Here is an 18,173-nt window from a genome sequence, read left to right as displayed (position 1 = left end):
AGGCTTGCCGACGACCGGCCACGCCCATCACGCCGCGATCAGGCATGGACGATGAAGTCACTCGCCTGGACGTGGGCGACACCCTTCAGGAGGATGGTGTCGGCGGCATTGATGGTGATCAGGGTGTCCAGCCCTGACGTGGTGGTCGCGTGCTGATCCAGCCAGGTTTGCGTATCGGAGGCCGTGACAACGGCCGACAGGTCGATCTTGTCCGTGCCGGAAGTGAAATTCATGATCACATCGTGGTTCGAATTGGCCGCGAACACGAACTGATCCTGATCCCCGGTCCCGAACAGCACGTCCTTGCCGGTCGTGCTGGTGAGCGTCACCGGGCATTGTTCGCTCAGATTGAAGATCAAATTGACAGTATCGGTCGCATTGTGGCTGTCGGTTACGGTCACCGCGACCGTATCCGTGGCAGGCGCGTCCTGGCTTGGCTCGGTATAGGTCACGGTCAGGGCGCCCGAATGCAAAGAGGCGTTCGCAGCACTTCCGGATACGGCGGCAGCTTCGACGGTGAACGTCTCATTGGCATCGGGGTCGGTGACGGACAGGCCAGTGACAGTCACGAGACCATCGTCTTGCGTTATCGTCATCGCGCCGACGTCCAGCGTCGGCGCGTCGTTGCTGCCGGCGATGGTGATGGTGACGACGCCGTTGCCCGTGCCGGTCGCGGTGTGGCCGTCGTCCGGAACGATGGTGTATTGCAGCGACAGCGTCTGGCCGGCGGCGAGGAAGTCGAAGGCCTGGCTGCCCGAATTGAACTCCCAGGCAAACTGCGCGTGGCCGGCGGTGCCGCTCAGGATGTCGCCGGACGGCACGGTGAAATAGTTGAGCAGGGTCGCGTGCGAGAGATCACCGACATCGTCCGTCTGCAGGGTACCGTCGAGATAGACGGTGACGTGATCGCGCGCGACGCTGACGTGGTCGGTGGTGTCGACGTCGGACGCGGTCAGCGTGCCGGTCTGGTCCAGTCCCGCATTGGTCTCTGGCAGGGTAGCGCCGGCGCTGTCATCCGTCCCAGCCGTGATCGTCGGCGCATCGTTCTTGCCGGCGAGCGTGATCGTGACGTCAGTCGTAATCTTGTGGCCTTGATGGTCGTCGAGCGTGACGGTCGAAACCACTTTCGCGGTCTGGTTCTCGCCGAGGAAATCCAGCGCGTTGTCGGCGACCGAATAGCTCCAGCCGATGGTGCCGTTGTTCTTGCCGGTCAGTTGAAGCGTGAGCGCCTGCTCGAGCGCGGCTTCCTGGCCCGTCAGCGTCAGGGGCGTCGTGCCATCGGTATCGAACCAGGTCACGGATTGGCCCGTGATCTCGGCGGTCGGCCGGTCGGTCAGGTCGATGTCCTTGAAGTCGTGCGCGCCGGTGGCGGCAGTCGGCGTGGGGTCCAGCGCGGAGGAGCCGGTGGTGTTCTCGCGTTCGGGGACGGTGGCGGTCAGCGACGCCGTCGCGAACGTAGGCGCATCGTCGTTCGCGTTGATCGTGATCAGCGTGCCGCCATGGCCGTCGTCACTGCCGGCGAAATGATAATTGCTGTAGTCGGCACCCGTGAGCTTCAGCGTAATCGTATGGTTGTAGGCGTCGCTCACGACGAGTTCGCCGGTCGCAGCGTTGTAGGTCGCCGAGGTGCCGTCATCATAAACGATGCTCGACAGGTCGATCGTATCGGCCGTGGACAATTCCGCGATTGATCCGCCAAAGGTCGACGTATCGATCTGAAGCGCGGCGCCGTCGCCCGCGAGGTTGATCGTTTGCGTGACCGAGCCCTCGAGCGTCAGCAGCGCGCCGGCATCGACGGTGACCGAGCCGGTGCCCGACAGCGTGCCGAACAACGTCAACTCGCCGTCATGGACCTCGATGGTGCCGGTATTGGTGATGACGCCGGCGATCGATGTCGTCCCCCAACTGTCGATCTCGTGGGAATTGGTGACGCCGAGGTCGGTTCCGGAGATCGACGCGCCATGCAGATCGATGGCGCCGTGGTTGACGATCGAGGACGCATTGCCGAACACGCTGGTGCCGGCGACGGTCCAGATGCCGGTCGCCTCGTTGTTGAACACCGCACTGGCAACGTTGATGTTGCCGTTGATATGACCGAAGTTGTTGATCGTGACGGCGCCGCCGGTTTCGGTGATCGCATAGGTCGTCGACGTCACGGTGCCGGCCCCGATCGATCCGGTGGCGGAATTGTCGATCGTCGCCGAGCCGGCCGCATTTTCCTGGATATAGATCGCAGCATGGCCGGTCGGAGCCACGACCGAGCCGGTGTTGGTGACATGGGTCGAGCCGATCGCGCCGGTCTCGTTCTGCGTGACGCTGATGCCGGCAAGGCTCGTGCTGGTGATGTGGCCGTGATTGACGATGGTGATGTCGCCGCCGCCGGTGGCGAGCGCGGCCAGACCGACCGTGCCGGCGGCGGAGCCGTCATTGGTGACGCTGACGTCGCCGCCACCATGGTCGAAGGCACCGATCGCGATGCCCGCAGTCGCTGTGATCGACGAACCGGCGCCGGCCGTGACCGTGACATCGCCGACGCCCCAGGTGAACGCCTCGATGCCGTAGCCGGCTTCCGCGGTGATCGCCGCATCGCTCGTGACGATGACGTCGCCGTTGACTGTATTCGAGAAGCCGGAGCTTCCGCCCGGCTTGTAGCCGGCGATAATCGCGCCCGGCGTGGTGCCGTCGTTATTCAGCGCGGAGCCGGAGTGGATGGTGCCATGCGCCTCGACGGAGATCGTGCTGTCGACGCCGGCTGCGATGACGGCCGCGTAGTTGACCGCCACGATGCCGGAACTGCCGGACGTGATGCTGTCGCCCGCCGCCAGGGTGACGCGGATGTCGCCCTGGTCGATGCTGTAGGCGAGAATGCCGTAGCTGGTCGTTCCCTTCACCGACGCGCCCGCCCCGAGCGTGACGGTGACGTCGCCGGTGCCACCGCTGAGCGCCTGGGCCCTGATGCCCTCCTCCGCGCCAACGATCGTGGTGCCGGCAGCGTCGTTCACGGTGACGTCGCCATTTCCGTAATTATAGGCGTGGATGCCGTAACCCGCCGCAGCGGTGATGTCGGCATGGTTGTTGACGACGACCGAGCCGTTGACGCCGGTGTTGGCGCTGCTGCCGCTAGTGGCACCGGTGTAGCCCGTCTGGATACCGGCTGGCGCATTGCCGCTTTGGTTCGGGCTGCTGCCGGAATTGATCGTGCCGTAGGCATCGACCGTGATGGTGCTGCCGGCACCTGCGCCGAGGACGGTCGCGCGATTGACGGCGACGATGCCGGAGCTGCCCGAAGTGACGACGCTGCCGGCTAAGGTCGTGACGGTCTGGTCGCCGCTGCCATAGCTGCGCGAACGGATGCCGTAGATCGCGCTGCCCGTGATGGTGCCGCCGGCATCAATGGTGATGTCGCCGCCACCCCCGGTTACGGCATCGATGCCGTACGCGCCACCGACAGCGCCGCCGCGCTGGGTGATCGCGATGTTGCCGGCGTTGGCGCCGTTCAGATTCTCGACGAGCACGCCAACCGAACCTACGCCGGTCCCGGTCGCCTTGCCGGTGAGATTGTTGATCGTGATATGACCCGAGCCGGCCGGGCCGTCGCGCAACGTGATGCCGTTGCCGGCAAGACCCTCGATGTCACCCGTCGCAGTCAGCGAGATGTCGCCGGTGCCATTCTGGGTGACGACGAGGCCGTTGGCCGCGCCGGTCAGCGCGCCGGTCGGCGTCAACTCGATATCACCATGATTGCCGCTCGTCCCGCCCGATGCGGTGACGTCGAGGGCATCGCCGCTCGATGTCATGATGGCGGCATTGCCGGTGATGGTGAAAGTGCCTGCGGTCGACGCCTGACCGGTGATGGTGCCGGTAAAGTCATGGCTCGTGTCGTCCAGCTGGAGCGTATTGGCGCCGCCGGCGAAGGTGACGGTCTGCGCGTCCGCGCCGCCGAGCTCGAGCGTCGCGCCGTCGTCGACGATCAGCGCGCCGATGCCGGTGATGCCGCCGGAAAGATTCAGCGTGCCGCTCTGGACTTCGATCGTGCCGGTGTTGGTGACGCCGCCCGTGACCGTGTTGCTGCCGGCGACGCTGTAGAGATTACCGGCATTGCTCAGGCTGCCGCCGTTGATCGAGACGTCGGACAGATAGAGCTTCGATGCGCCGTCGACCGTGATCGTCCCGCCGGTGTTGGTGACGATGACGGTCGTGAGCTTCAACGTGCCGCCGTTGATCGACTTGATGTCGGCAGTGTTGATGATCAGGTCGCCGATGATGTCGAGCACGCCACCGCTCGCCCGGATCAGATTGTGATTGGTGATCGTATGGACCACCGCGGGATCGATCGTCAGTGTGCCGCTGGTAACGGTGATCGTGCCGGTGTTGTCAATGTCGGCGTCGTTGATCGCGCTCGTGCCGGTCGATTCCAGCGTGCCCGCAATCGTCACCGTGCCGCCGTCGATGGTCGCGCCGACGAGATCGAGCGTCGATCCGGTCTCGACCGACACGGCGCCGCCGGTGTTGGTCACCGTCATCCCGATCAGCTTCAGCGTGCCGTCGTTGATCGCGCCCAGCGTGCCGGTGTTGCTGACGGCCTGGTGATCGATGTCGAGCTCGGCACCATTGGCCTGAAGCGTGCCGGCATTGGCGACGGCGGCCGAGGTCGTGGCAGAAAGCGTCAGCAGACCGCCAATCGCCTCGATCAGGCCATTGTTGGTGATGGACGCATTCGTAACGGTGCTAACGCCGGTCGAATCCAGGGTGCCGGAGACGTTGAGCGTGCCGCCGGTCAGGTTCGCCCCTGACAGCGTCAGCTTCTTGCTTGCATCGACCTTGACGGTGCCGCCATTGGCGATCGTGGTGCTCGCAACGGTCGCATCGTCCAGCGTCAGCGTGACGCCGCTCTCGACGGTCACGGCACCCTTGTTCAGGGTCGCATTGCCGCCGATCTTGCTGTTGCCGGTGACGTCGATCGTGCCGCCGAGCGCGCCGCTGAAATTGTCGACGGTGCCGCCCGATATCTCGGTGCCGGAGAGCGTCAGCGTCTGGCCGTCATCGACCTTGATGACATGGCCGGTGTTGGTCAGGACGTCATTGAGCAGGGCAGCTGCACCCGCGATCTCGAGCGTCCCGTTGTTGGTGATCGCCCCCCTGGACGCAGCGGACGACCCCTTGATCGTGGCGCCGTCCTTGAGCTTGACGGTGTTGGCGAGCGCGATAGTTGCGTTATCGGTGATAGCAGTGCTGGAAACGGTGACGCCGTCGAGCGTCAGCGCAGCGTCGGCGGCGATCGTGCCGACGCTGACCGTGGCCCCGCCGTCGATCGTGCTGGCGCCGATGACGTCGATCGCGCCGGCGCCGTTGATGGCGCCGCCGCTAATCGTGGCGTCGTCCAGCGTCAGCAGGGCATTGCCGTCGACGATGAAATTGCCGTTCGAATTGTCGACCGTCGAACCCTGGTCGATCGCCAGCGCGCCGGCCGCCAGCACTTCGATGGTGCCGGCATTGGTGACCGTCTCGTCGTCCAGCGCGTTGCCGGTGCCGCTGACCTTGAAGGCGGCATTGTTCTTCAGAATGCCGCCGCTCAGTACGGCGTTGCCGGTCAGATCGATCTCACCATTATCAGTAAGCGTGCCGGCCCCGCTGATCGTGGCGCCGTTGACGGTCAGCTTGCCGGCGCCATCGACCGTGACGTTGCCGGTGTTGGTGACGCTCGAGCCCTGGTCGATGGTCAGCCAGCCATTCGCCAGCACCTTGATCGTGCCGCTGGACGTGTTGGAGACGGTCTCGTGGGCGAGCTCGGTCGCGCCCTTGACGTTGACCGTGCCGGAATTGTTCAGCGTGCCGTTCTCGATCAGGCTGGTGCCGTCGAGCTCGAGCGTGCCCAGAATGGCGACGGTGCCGCCATCGATCGTCGTGCCATCCACGATCAGCATCGTGCCGGCATCGGCCTTCAGCAAGCCGCCGGCATTGTGGATCTCGGCGAGGGTCTTCAGCGTGCCGCCGGACAGCTCGATCGTGCCGGAGTTGGTGATCGTGGCACCCGCGGCGAAATCACCGCCGCCCGCGAGCGTCAAATTGCCCGCGTTGGTGAAGACGGCCGTGTCCAGGATCTCGGCCTTGCCGCCGACGAACATCACGCCAGCCGCGGCGTTGGTGAAGATCGAGTCGGCGCTCATGCTGAGCGCGCCCGATATCGTCAAGGTGCTCTGGTTGATCACCTTCGGGGGCGGGCCGCCAAAGTCGTTCATCGTAATCGACTTGGCGTAGGCCGCGGCATCGATCGTCACCGGATAGGACGGTGTCAGGCCGTGCAGCTGATCCGTGATGACGATGACGTCGTCGTCGATGGTCGGAACGGTCCCGGTTTCCCAGTTGGCCGCGTCCTTCCAGAAGCCGCCTGAGGGAGCGCCGGCCTTGTCGGTCGCGATCCACACCACGGCGGGCGCGTCGGTGCCCGTGATCGTGACGGTGATGGTCTGCTGCGAGGTCGCGCCTTGCGAATCCGTCAGCGTCACGGTGTAGACCAGCGTCAACACCGCGCCCTGCGGGATGAAGTCGGCGAGATAGACCGGCAGGTCGGCCAGCGACCAGTTGATGGTGCCGGTGCCGTCCCCCGTGCTGTCGGCGCCCGCCGCGATCGCGACCGACATCGCCTTCTGGAACGCCTCGAGCGGGCCCGGCGGCACGGTGCCATCGGGCAGGGTCGCGCTGGTCAGTTTCACCGACACCGTATGCGTGTCGGTGAGATCGACGTCGTCGAACGTCAGCGTGCCCGAGGTCGGCACATCGCTCGCGAGCGGGCCACCCGGCACGCTGGTGCCGCCTTCGAAGGTAATGACCGGCACGCTCGTGGTGATCACCGGCTTGTCGTTGGTGCCGGCGATCGTGATCGTGATGTCGATGTAGGAGGATTCGGGGTTGACCGAGAAATTGTTGTTGACGCGGACCTTGTAGGTGAGCGTCAGCGTTTCGCCGGCCGCGAGGAAATCGAAGACGTGGTCGGGGATCGTGTAGGTCCAGACCGCCGAACCGTTGTTGTTGTTGGCGCCGTCGGCGACGACCTGGATATCGATCTGCGTTGCCGCGATGTCCTGCTTCTGGAGTGCAGAGAGCGTGCCAGTGACGTCCTGCTGGCCGGCGCTCTTGTAGACGTAGTTCGGCGCGTCGGCGAGGCTTATGCTCACCGTTGGCCGATCGCCCAGATTCTGATCGACGAAAGTGATTCGGCCGGAGATCGTATCGGAATGAGCGGTGTCGCCGGTCGTATCTGCGCGCTCGGTCAGCGCAAATGCCGTCTTCACATTGCCGTTGGCATCGAGGCTTTGACGCAGGGGCGGACCGGGAATGCGGGTGCTCGTCCCCGGATTGTGGCCAGGCCCTTCGGACCCCTGCTGATTGAGATTCGTGAAGACCGGAATCGCGGTGGCGCCGGACGGCGTCTTGATCATGAGACCATCGGCGGTCTGCGTGATCGAGTCGGTGAAGTTCGTGGTCAGCTTGGTGTTGCTGTTGTTGTCGGTGAATTTCAGCGTGAACACGTCCGTGATCAGCTTCTGAATGTCCGGTGACATCAGCGCATTGGAGATCGAGACGTTGCCGCCGCTGATCTGGATCATTTGCCCGGCCTGGTTGACCGTCGCGATCGGCAGCAGCGTGACCTTGTCGAACAGGATATAGGAGCCCGTCGTGCCGTTTGGCTCGACCAGCACCTGGAAGCTCGCCTGCGGCTGCGGATCGCCGCCGCCGGCGGGAACGACGAAATTGATCTGGGTCAGTACCGCGGTGCCGCGGATGCCCATGGTGGCGACCGGCGTGTCGATCTTCATGTCGCCGTGCTTGGCGGTCTCGCCGGCGACGAAGGTGATGGTGCCGGCGACGAGGCTCAGCAGTGAGGAATTGCTCGACCCGTTGGGGTCGTAGACCATCTCGTTCAGCACCATCCGCGCATTGGAGGACAGGCCGAACACAGTGCCGTCGATGAAGGTGATGCCGAGCGTCGAATCCGCGCCGGTCGAGACCACATCGCCCTTCTCGACGTTGTCGCCGTTGTTGAGGATGACCGAGACGCCGTTGCGGACCGCGGTCGCGCTGCCGGACAGCTTGGTGACGTGGCCGATGATCTGGGCAGCGGCAATGCCGGACGCGGCCTGCGCATATTGCACATGGCCCGTGAGCGCGTTGATCGTGTCGCCGGTAAGATGCGCGCCATCGGGCGAGGCGATCGCCGCGCGCTTGTCGCCCCTGAAATAATCGTGAACGACGAACTCGTGCCCCTCATGGGACAGCACGAGGTCGAGACCTGCGCGCTTGAACTCGCCGTTGAAGATCAGGTTCGGGTCGGGAACGACGACCGCGCCGTCGGGCAAATGACCGTGCGCCTTGGCGATAAAGGGCTTTGCCCCAAAGGACTCGAGATGGACGTCGGCGGGCGAGCGGGAACCCTGGCCGTCCAAAGGAATCGCGGCGTCAAATTTGCCAGCGTAATTCAACCGGGCACCGTAAAAAGGGTTAAAATTTAAGTAAGTATCGCCTGCCTAAGCTTGCATAGCATTACCAAGTCCTTAGCGATACCATCTATTGCTTGTGTGATTTCGCATCACTTGGCCGCAGGAGCCCCCGTTGCGTGGAGCCGTCACAGAGGAGCCGAAGTAATAACTCAGGTATTCAGAAGTAAATTTCGACCGATTTTCCCGCATTTCCAGTCATCCCAAGTCATCTGCCGTATCAATCAAACGGCAGATACTTCCGTCATCTTTTCTTCGCAGGGCCCCGGAACATCCTGCGGCAAATACGGGACAAAATCTGTGACCTAATTAACAGAACCCGTGAAATAGCGGGTCGTTAGCCATAGGACAGAGAATCGGCGCCGCCACAACTTCCGCCTGCAATCCGCTCCGATTCGCGGCAGTGGGGCCCTCCTAGCCGGCGAATCGTAAAATTTTACGCAATTTGGGCAGGCTCATTTCAGCCTGCCCCACGGTTTTGGGACCCGTACCGGGCGCGTTAAGCAGACCAAAACCGCCCGTCTCGCACTATCTCCGCGAAAGCAACAAAGCCCGGCACGTCGAGGTCGAAGGGGGACCTGGCGAAGCCGGAAGGGGATGTCAGATGGAGACCGCTGCTCGCTCGCGCGCCTTTCGCGCTGTCCTTGTCCTGTGCGGATTGATCCTGTTCGGGTCAGCCGCCGAACTTCGCGCCGGCACGCTGCTGTCGCCCGGAGCCGGCGTGCTCGTGCGCAAATCGGCCGAGCCGTTCGGCGTGTTCGCCTTCGCCATCTCGTCCGGCAGCCTTCAACAGAAATGGTTCGCGCTGAAGCAGAAGCTCGACGACGACATGGTGCAGCTCGCGCTGTGTGACGGCGACCGGGACAATTGCGCCTCGCCTGCGGCGCTGAAGCTGCTCGCCATCGTCGACCAGGCCCGCAGCCGCGACGGCCGCGCGAAGCTGGGCGAGACCAACCGCGCCGTCAACCTTGCCATTCGGGCTGCCGATGACGGCACCGACGACGTCTGGAGTTCGCCGCTTGCGACCTTTGAACGGGGCACCGGCGATTGCGAAGACTATGCCATCGCCAAGCTCGCCGCGCTGCGGCTGGCGGGGGTCGCCACTGAAGACCTGCGCATCGTCGTGGTGCGCGACGTCAGGGCCGGTGAAGAGCATGCGGTTGCCGCAGCAAAGCTCGACGGCCACTGGCTGATGCTCGACAACCGCCGCATGGCGATGGTCGAGGACGATGTCGCGCGGACTTACCAACCGCTGTTCGTGCTCTACCAGTCCGCCGTGATGAAATATGTCGACGAGCCCGTGCGGTTCTCGATGGTGGCAACTGAGACGCAGTGACCCCATCCGGGTTACGTCCCTCCCGCCACAAAGCCATTTCGCCGCGCGATCCGAAACGCTAGCATGGCGCCTTCCATGCGGGGGCGACTGGAATGCGGTTCATCGTGCTGTCTGTGCTTGCGCTGCTGGTCTTGCCGGCGGCACCAGCCTTCGCGCAATCCGATCGCTCCATCGCCGACAGGCTGCCGCTGTTTGCCAAGAACAACTGCCAGCAGATCCGCGACCCCGGCAATCAATTGTTCTGTGGCGATGCCGAGCTTGCCGCCGCCGCCGAGAAGCTGAACACGGCGATCGAGGCGCGGCTCGCCCGCCTGCCCGATCGCCTGCCCGGAATCGAGGAGAACGCGATCTGGAATCGCCAGCGCAATCTCGGCTGCGGCATCGTCGGCCAGACAGCGATCCGCGCCGATGATTTCGACCGGGTGAAGGCGTGCCTTCTCAAGGTCACCGAAGACCGCGCCGCGATCGTGCGGGATCCCGATTTTGATTGTCTTGCGGCCAACACGGCCGCGGGCGCGCTGATCTGCGCGGACCCGTCGCTGGCGCTCGCCGAGACCGAGCTGAACGGCCAGGTGCTCGGCCTGATCGGAAAGCTGGACCCGACCGCGGCGCGCTTTGCCTACGCCGAATATGGCCGATGGACGCGAGAGCGCGATCGCAAATGCAATCTGGTCGGCAAGGAGAATGTGCCGCTCCACGAGCTCGAATCCGCGGAGGCTTGTCTCGCCGACCAGTTGAAGCACAGGAACGATGAGGTCCGCGCGGCGAAAGGCGATCCCAAAAAGGTGTTCGGCCGGCAGGTCGCGGCCCGCTCGCCGGACACCGACGCCGTCGACTTCTGCGCCGCGCGAATCCATGCCGCCAATTCCTGCGGCAACTTCCTCCGCATCAATCGCGTCTACGCACTCGACAGCCAGGTGACCGGGCAGGAGGCGCAGGTCACGGGCGAGATCGAGATGGCCGTGCTGGCGCCCTTCAGCGTGTGCAGCAAGGTCGCTTCCACCTGCACCGGCACCTGCTGGGACGCCCGGACGGGCCGTCCGCAATCGGGGGCCGGCAACAAGGAGCGCTCCGGCGAGGCCTTCAACGTCACGCGCCGGCTGAGGATCCAGCGCACCTTCGCCTTCGTGAAAGCCGCCGACGGCTGGCGCTGCCGCGAAGACGAGCTGGCGCCGGTGAGCTCGGGGACGGCGGGCGGCGGGTCGTAGGCTGTCTCTCTCCCTCTCCCCGTTCTTACGGGGAGAGGGTTGGGGTGAGGTGCTGCTTCCGCAAAGACGGTGAAAGACTATTCGCGGGGAGTCCCCCTCACCCGCTTCGCATCTCCGATGCGATGCGGCCTCTCCCCGCAGGCGGGGAGAGGCGAAGATCAAAACATCAGGTTGTCCTTCACCAGAACCCAGCGGCCGCCCTTGACCTGCTGCACCTGGGTGATGGTGTTGGCGAGGTGGTCGGTCTTGGAGAACTTCGTCGGCGGCGAGTTGAAGATGTCGAGGAACTGGTCGCCGGACTCCAGCGCATCGAGCATCTTCTGACCGGTCAGGTCCTTGCCCGCCTTGCTCGCGTAGAACGCAAACGTCATCACCGCATTGTAGCCGATGATGGCCTGGGTGTTGGCGTCGGTGCCAAACATCTTCTTGTAGTTGACGAGCCAGTCCTTGACCTTGCCCTTGGCGGTGTCCTCATAGGGGATCTCGAAGCCGCTGGCGGCGTAGAGGCCCTCGACGGCGTCCTTGCCGAGCATCGGCACTTCCATCACGTTGGTCGGCGTGGCGCCGAGAAAGGTGACATCCCAGCCGAGCTTTTTGGCTTCCGTCATGGCGCCGATGGGTTCACGAAGCACCGCGCCGAGCACAACGAGATCACAGCCGTCGGACTTCATCTTGGCGACCTGCGCGCTGAAGTCGGAGGCGCCGCGCTTGTAGCTCGTGATCGAGGCCGGCTGCACCTTCATGACGGTGAGCTGCTGGTTGAAGCCGTCGAGCACGTTCTTTCCGTACTCGTCATCCTGGTGCATGATGCAGGGCTTCTTGAAGCTCTTCCACTCCATCATGTATTTCAGCGCGGCACGCGTGCTCTCGACATAAGGCAGGAGGTTGTTGAACTTCAGCCGTTCCTGCGGCTTGGCCGGATCGAACTTGAAGGTGAACTCGGCCGCCGTCAGCGGGAACAGCTGAAGCACGCCGGCATCGAGCAGGATGTCCTGCGCGGCGAGCACGGTCGGCGATCCCATCGGGCCCACCATCGCGAAGATCTTGTCGCGCTCGATCAGCTTTTGCGAGGCCAGCACGGCCTTCTTCGGATCGTAGCCGCTGTCCTCGACGACCAGCCGGATCTTGCGGCCGTTGACGCCGCCGGCGGCGTTGACCTCCTCGACTGCCATCTTCATGCCGTTGGAAACCGGCACGCCCCAACCCTTGATCGGACCCGACAGGTCCTGGTGAGTGCCGAGCACGATCTCGGTGGCCGAGATGCCCTCGTTGGTGACCTTGGTTTGCGCGACGGCCGGCAGACAGCTGAGCGCCACGGCGCCCATCGCAAGGCCGAACGCGTTGAACGATCTCGACATTGACGTCTCCTCTCCTTGGGGCCCATGTTGCACGAAGGGCGGGGCCATGGCTCCTTCGCTTTCTCGAATTGGCAGGCTGGTCACGCCACCGCGCGCTCGCGATACATCGCGTCGATCTCGGCAGCGTAACGCTTGTTCACGAAGCCGCGCTTCAGCTTCATGGTGGGTGTCAGCTCCTCGTCCTCCGGGGTGAGCTGCCGCTCGATCAGGTAAAATCGCTTGATGGTCTCGACGCGGGCAAAATTGCCGTTGACGCCTTCGATCTCGCGCCGGATCAGGTCCTGGACCTCGGCCGCCCGGCACAGGCTCGCATAATTGGTAAAGGGAATGTCGTGGTCCTGGGCGAACTTCTCGACGTTCTCCTGGTCGATCATCACGAGGCAGGTGAGATACGGCCGCTTGTTGCCGATCACCACGGCATCGGAGATGTAGGGCGAGAATTTGAGCTGGTTCTCGATCTCGGACGGCGTGATGTTCTTGCCGCCCGAGGTGATGATGATGTCCTTCATCCGGTCGGTGATGCGGACGAAGCCCTCGTTGTCGATGGTGCCGACGTCGCCGGTGTGCAGCCAGCCGCGCTGGTCGATGGTCTCGGCGGTTTTCTCCGGCTGGTTGAGGTAGCCCATGAACAGGAAGTCGCCCTTGATCAGGATCTCGCCGTCGGGCGACAGCGCGACCTCGCCCCAGGGCACGGCTGTGCCGACCGAGCCGAGCTTGATGCGCTCCGCCGGCATCATGGTGGCGACCCCGCAATTCTCGGTCTGGCCGTACAGCTCGTGCATGTCGATGCCGAGCGCCAGATACCAGCGTATCAGCTCCGGCGCGATCGGCGCAGCGCCCGTGAAGGCGATGCGGCAGCGATCGAGCCCGATCATGCGGCGGATGTTGCGGAAGGCGAGCCGGTAGGCGATGCGGTTGGCGAGGCGCAGCGTCAGCGGCGGCGGCTTGCCCTCGATCCGGCAATCGACCATGCGATAGCCGATGCCGATGGCGCGGCGGTAGACCCATTGCTGGAACGGCGTCGCATCCTTCAGCGCGATGGTGATGGCCGAATAGAATTTCTCCCAGATGCGCGGTACCGCGAGGAAGACGGTCGGCTGCACCTCGCGAAGATTGTCCGGCACGGTCTCCGGGCTCTCGGCGAAATTCATCACCGAGCCGAGCGCGACCGAGATGTAGTAGCCGCCGATGCGCTCGGCGACGTGGCAGAGCGGCAGGAAGATCAGCCGGTCCTCATCCTCCCGCGCCGGGATGAAGTCGTTGGCGTAACGCATCTGATGCGTGACGCTGCGATTGGCGTGCATCGCGCCCTTGGGCGGGCCGGTGGTGCCCGACGTGTAGACGAGGATCGCGAGATCGCCGGCGCCGCGGCTGTCGATCATCTCTTGCCAAAGCGCCTCGCGGCCGACCATGTGGTTGCGGCCGAGCGCGCGAAACTCGTCGAGCGACATCACCATGTCGTCGGAGAAGCCACTGAGGCCCTCCATGTCGAACACGATGATCCTTTGCAGGGACGGACAGCGCGCGCGGCAGGCGAGGATCTTGTCGAGTTGCTCCTCGTCCTCGGCGAAGATCACCTTGGTCCGGGAATCGTTGAGGAGGTATTCGACCTGGGACGATGCATCGGTCGGATAGATACCCGAGGAGACACCGCCGGCGCACAGAATGCCCATGTCGGCATGGACCCATTCCGGGACGGCATTGGCGATGATGGAGGCGACGTCGCCGGGTGCGAAGCCGGTCGCGTGAAGCGCATAGGCGATCTCCCTGGAGACCTCCAGCCATTGGCGCCAGCTCGTCGGCTGCCAGATGCCGAATTTCTTCTCGCGAATGGCCGGCCTGTCGCCCCGCATTTCGACGGCGCGCAGAAAGCTCTTCGCGATCGTATCAGCGACCGTCAGCACCGCCGGTCGGGCCATGCGCGTCTCCTCCTTGTCGCCTTCCCCTCCGCTGCCTGCCTTGCCGGCGGTCTTTCCTCGCGGATGGGCTCGTGCATTTAAGTCTTCCTCTATCGCCAAGTCTTCTTCTTTTTCCAGCGGCGCTCGCCCCGGGCGCCCGCTTCCTTGGCGCCAAGGTAGAATTCCTGGATGTCCTGGGAATGCATCAAGCGGTCGCAGGTGTCGTTCATCACGATCCGGCCGATCTCCAGCACGTAGCCGTAATGCGCGGTCTCCAGCGCCACCTTGGCATTCTGCTCGACCAGCAGGATCGACATGCCCTGCTCCTCGTTGACCCGCCGGATGATGGTGAAGATCTCCTTCACCAATAGCGGCGACAGGCCGAGCGAGGGCTCGTCGAGCAGCAGCAGCGTCGGCCGGTTCATCAGCGCGCGGCCGATCGCGAGCATCTGCTGCTCGCCGCCGGAGAGCTGGCCGGCCGGCTGGTTGATGCGTTCCTTCAGCCGCGGGAAATAGCCGTAGACACGCTCGAGGTCCTCCGCGACGCCGTCACGGTCCTTACGTGGATAGGCGCCCATCATCAGGTTCTCGCGCACGGAGAGGAACGGGAACACCTCCCGCCCTTCCGGCACATGGCTGAGGCCCAGCCGCACGATGCGGTCCGCCTCCATGCGCTGGATCGACTTGCCCATGAACTCGATCGCGCCCTTCTGCGGATCGAGGATGCCGGAGATGGTCTTCAACACGGTGGTCTTGCCGGCGCCGTTGGCGCCCAGCAGCGTGACGATGCGGCCGCGCGGCACCTCCAGCGAGATGCCGCGGATCGCCATGATCGGCCCGTAATAGCTCTCGATGTTGGAGAGCTTCAGGATGATGTCCGGCGTCGCCGTCGCATCCATGGCCTACGCTCCGAGATAGGCGGCGACGACGTCGGGATGCTGCTGCACCTCGGCGGGCGTGCCCATGGCGAGCACGCGGCCGTAGTTCAGCGCGATGACGCGGTCGGAGACGCGGTTCACCAGCGACATGTCGTGCTCCACCATCAGCACGGTGACGCCGAGCTCGCTCTTCATGTCGCGGATCCAGAACGACATGTCGTCGGTCTCCTCGACATTGAGGCCCGAGGACGGCTCGTCGAGCAGGATCAGCTTGGGCTCCGAGCACAGCGCGCGCGCCAGCTCGATCACCTTGCGGACGCCGTAGGGCAGGCCCGAGATCAGCTTGTCGCGATAGGGCTCGAGATCGAGGAATTCGATCACCTGCTCGACCCGGCGGCGATGCAGCTTCTCGTTGGCGCGCACGCTCGGCAGGAACAAGAGCTCCTGCCAGAGCTGCGTGGTCGAATGGCGGTGGCGGCCGACCAGCAGATTCGACAGCACGGTCGCGTTCTCGAACAGCTCGATGTTCTGGAAGGTGCGGGCGATACCGAGCCTGGCGATGTCGTAGGGCGGCTGCTCGGTGATGTTCTGGTCCTCGAAAAAGATGCGGCCCGAGGTCGGCCGGTAGATCCGCGAGATCAAATTGAAGATCGAGCTCTTGCCGGCGCCGTTCGGTCCGATGATCGAGAGGATCTCGCCTTTCTCGACCGCGAACGACACCGCATCGACGGCCTTGAGGCCGCCGAAGTGCAGCGACAAATTCTCGGCGCGGAAATAGCTCATCGGTTGCGCTCCGACTTCACATAGATCTTCTGGCGCTTGAAGGTGGCGCGCTTGTAGAGCGGAAAGAGCTGGAAGAAGAGTTTTATCTTGAGCCAGCGGCCGTAGATGCCGAGCGGCTCGAACAGCACGAACAGCATGATGATGATGCCGTAGATCGCGCCCTTGAGGCCGTTGAGCGAGGCGAAGGCCGCCACTTTCGACTGGATATTGCCCGCAGTCGCCGAACCCGCTCCGAATGTCGCGGCGATGCCGGCGATGATGCCGGGCATGTCGTCCTTGAGATACGTCAGGAACGGATCGATCATCACGATGAAGATCGCGCCCAGCACCGCGCCGTGCAGGCTGAAGGTGCCGCCGATCAGGATCACGATGATGAACTCGATCGAGAGCTGGAGCGTGAACATCTCCGGCGAAATGAAGGAGAGCTTGTGGGCGAACAGCACGCCGGCAAAGCCGGTGATCGCCGCCGAGATCGCAAACGACTTCACCTTGTAGAGCGCGACGTTGACGCCCATGCTGCGCGCCGCGGTCTCGCTGTCGCGGATGGCGACGAAGGCGCGCCCCGTCGGCGAGCGCAACAGGTTGAGCGTGCCGACGATGGTCAGCACCAGCACGGCAAGACAGAGGAAATAGAAGGTCGGGCTGTCGCGCGGGACCGTGACGCCGAGCAGCGACAGCGTCTTGACCCGCATGCCCTCGTTGCCGTTGGTGACGCTTTCCCAGCGCGCCAGGATCTCCTCGACGATCAAGGCAAAGGAGATGGTGGCGATGACGAGATAGATGCCCTGGAGCCGCAGGGCGGGAAAGCCGACCATCGCCCCGATCAGGCCGGACAGGGCGCCTGCCGCGAGGAAGTAGACCGGGAACGGGACATTGTATTTCTGGAGGTACGCCGCCGTGTAAGCGCCGATCGCCAGGAACGCAGCATGCCCGAGCGAAGCTTGCCCGGTAAAACCGGTCAGTATCAGAAGGGCGACGCCAACGGTCGCGTAGATGCAGACGAAGACGAGCTGGCTCATCAGATAGCTGGAGAGCACATAGGGCGCGATCAGCAGCAGCGCGAGCAGGATGCCGTAGGAAACGACGTAGCCCGAATGCGGGAACAGCTTGATGTCGTCCTCGTAGTCGGTCTTGAACAGGAAGCGCATGGCGTTCAGACCTTCTTGCGGACGTGGAGGCCGAACAGGCCTTCAGGCTTCAAGAGCAACACGGCGAGCAGCACGATGTAGGGCGCGACGTCCTTCCAGCCCTCGGCCAGATAAAAGCCGGCCATGCTCTCGATCACGCCGATCAGGACACCGCCGACCACGGCACCCGGGATCGAGCCGAAGCCGCCGAGGACTGCGGCGGGAAACGCCTTCAGGCCCAGCACGAGGCCGACATTGGAATGGATGAAGGTGATCGGCGCCAGCAGCACGCCGGCGCAGGTCGCCACCGCCGCGCTGATGGCCCAGACGATCGACACCACGCGCTTGACCGGAATGCCCATGTAGTAGGCCGCCAGCATGTTCTCGGAACTGGCGCGCATCGCAGTGCCGAGCGTGGTCTTGTTGAAGAACAGCCAGAGCAGCGTGCACAGGATCATCGTCGCCGCGATCACCGAGAGCTTGTCATAGGCGAGCACCAGCGTGCCCATGCGCAGCACGCCCTGGCTGAACGGCGTCTCGATCTTGAGATCATCGGTGCCCCAGATCATGCCGGCGATCGAGCGCAGGAAATAGCCGAGCCCGATGGTGGCCATGATGATGGAGAATTGCGGATAGCCGAGGATCGGCCGCACCACCACGCGCTCGGCCAGCATGCCGAACAGCGCCATGGCGGCCACCGCACCGGCAAAGCCGATCCAGTAGTTCAGGCCCATCATGCCGATGAAGGTGAAGGCGAAGAAGCCGCCCAGCATCATCAGATCGCCCTGGGCGAAATTGACGACCTCGGTGGCCTTGTAGACGAGCACGAAGCCGAGCGCGATCAGGCCGTAGACGCAGCCGAGCGCAACACCGCTGACCAGCTGCTGAACGAAATCCAGCATCGCCGCGCATCCTCCCGATACAACCAGCGGTTCTTCGTGACCGCCTCGCTGCATCTTGTGTCCAGTCGCTACGCAGTCGTTTCGCTGCGTCAGCGCCATTTGTCCGAAACCAATTCAGCCTGAACCGCCAAGCGCTGTCAACAAACGGTGACTTGCCTTTAGTCCAAACCGGATGACGGAATTTGTAG

The 18,173-nt window shown here is 64.0% G+C and carries 9 protein-coding genes; 2 read left to right on the top strand and 7 right to left on the bottom strand.

Going from position 1 to position 18,173, the window contains the following annotated elements:
* Positions 1-38: 38 nt before the first annotated feature.
* On the bottom strand, positions 39-8,480 hold the full coding sequence (locus I3J27_RS04075) for a FecR domain-containing protein (protein WP_270165549.1): 8,442 nt from the start codon (positions 8,478-8,480) through the stop codon (positions 39-41).
* 619 nt (positions 8,481-9,099) lie between these two features.
* On the opposite strand from I3J27_RS04075, the gene I3J27_RS04070 reads away from it, so the two are divergent.
* Positions 9,100-9,831 (top strand): transglutaminase-like cysteine peptidase, encoded by a 732-nt coding sequence (locus I3J27_RS04070; protein ID WP_270165547.1) that lies wholly within the window; start codon positions 9,100-9,102, stop codon positions 9,829-9,831.
* 92 nt (positions 9,832-9,923) lie between these two features.
* Positions 9,924-11,039, top strand: coding sequence for a lysozyme inhibitor LprI family protein (locus tag I3J27_RS04065; RefSeq protein WP_270165545.1), 1,116 nt, complete (start codon positions 9,924-9,926; stop codon positions 11,037-11,039).
* Positions 11,040-11,197: 158 nt separating this feature from the next.
* Here the strand turns inward: I3J27_RS04065 and I3J27_RS04060 are convergent, their stop codons facing one another.
* From I3J27_RS04060 to I3J27_RS04035, 6 genes are all read right to left on the bottom strand, one after another.
* A complete protein-coding gene (locus I3J27_RS04060) occupies positions 11,198-12,397 on the bottom strand; it encodes an ABC transporter substrate-binding protein (RefSeq protein ID WP_270165543.1) in 1,200 nt (399 codons plus the stop codon).
* Between the two features lie 80 nt (positions 12,398-12,477).
* Positions 12,478-14,316 (bottom strand): AMP-dependent synthetase/ligase, encoded by a 1,839-nt coding sequence (locus I3J27_RS04055; protein WP_270165541.1) that lies wholly within the window; start codon positions 14,314-14,316, stop codon positions 12,478-12,480.
* 89 nt (positions 14,317-14,405) lie between these two features.
* Positions 14,406-15,194 carry an ABC transporter ATP-binding protein gene (locus I3J27_RS04050; protein ID WP_270165539.1) on the bottom strand — a complete coding sequence of 263 codons (789 nt, stop codon included), beginning with the start codon at positions 15,192-15,194 and terminating at the stop codon, positions 14,406-14,408.
* A 3-nt stretch (positions 15,195-15,197) separates the two neighbouring features.
* The gene (locus I3J27_RS04045; protein WP_270165537.1) at positions 15,198-15,956 is read right to left on the bottom strand and encodes an ABC transporter ATP-binding protein; all 759 of its coding nucleotides are present in this window, start codon (positions 15,954-15,956) and stop codon (positions 15,198-15,200) included.
* Positions 15,953-17,104, bottom strand: a complete 1,152-nt coding sequence (locus I3J27_RS04040) for a branched-chain amino acid ABC transporter permease (RefSeq protein WP_270165535.1) — start codon at positions 17,102-17,104, stop codon at positions 15,953-15,955. Before I3J27_RS04040 ends, I3J27_RS04045 begins: the two co-directional genes overlap by 4 nt.
* Before the next feature lie 5 nt (positions 17,105-17,109).
* Positions 17,110-17,985 (bottom strand): branched-chain amino acid ABC transporter permease, encoded by an 876-nt coding sequence (locus I3J27_RS04035; RefSeq protein ID WP_270165531.1) that lies wholly within the window; start codon positions 17,983-17,985, stop codon positions 17,110-17,112.
* Between the last annotated feature and the right edge of the window lie 188 nt (positions 17,986-18,173).

The organism is Bradyrhizobium xenonodulans (assembly GCF_027594865.1).
GTDB classification, from domain to species: domain Bacteria; phylum Pseudomonadota; class Alphaproteobacteria; order Rhizobiales; family Xanthobacteraceae; genus Bradyrhizobium; species Bradyrhizobium xenonodulans.
This window is presented reverse-complemented; position numbering and strand designations above follow the sequence as displayed.

Excerpts from the sequence above, each read along its gene's own strand:
- I3J27_RS04070 (WP_270165547.1), top strand. The coding sequence starts at position 9,100 with ATGGAGACCGCTGCTCGCTCGCGCGCCTTTCGCGCTGTCCTTGTCCTG.
- I3J27_RS04065 (WP_270165545.1), top strand. The coding sequence starts at position 9,924 with ATGCGGTTCATCGTGCTGTCTGTGCTTGCGCTGCTGGTCTTGCCGGCG.
- I3J27_RS04060 (WP_270165543.1), bottom strand. The coding sequence starts at position 12,397 with ATGTCGAGATCGTTCAACGCGTTCGGCCTTGCGATGGGCGCCGTGGCG.
- I3J27_RS04055 (WP_270165541.1), bottom strand. The coding sequence starts at position 14,316 with ATGGCCCGACCGGCGGTGCTGACGGTCGCTGATACGATCGCGAAGAGC.
- I3J27_RS04050 (WP_270165539.1), bottom strand. The coding sequence starts at position 15,194 with ATGGATGCGACGGCGACGCCGGACATCATCCTGAAGCTCTCCAACATC.
- I3J27_RS04045 (WP_270165537.1), bottom strand. The coding sequence starts at position 15,956 with ATGAGCTATTTCCGCGCCGAGAATTTGTCGCTGCACTTCGGCGGCCTC.
- I3J27_RS04040 (WP_270165535.1), bottom strand. The coding sequence starts at position 17,104 with ATGCGCTTCCTGTTCAAGACCGACTACGAGGACGACATCAAGCTGTTC.
- I3J27_RS04035 (WP_270165531.1), bottom strand. The coding sequence starts at position 17,985 with ATGCTGGATTTCGTTCAGCAGCTGGTCAGCGGTGTTGCGCTCGGCTGC.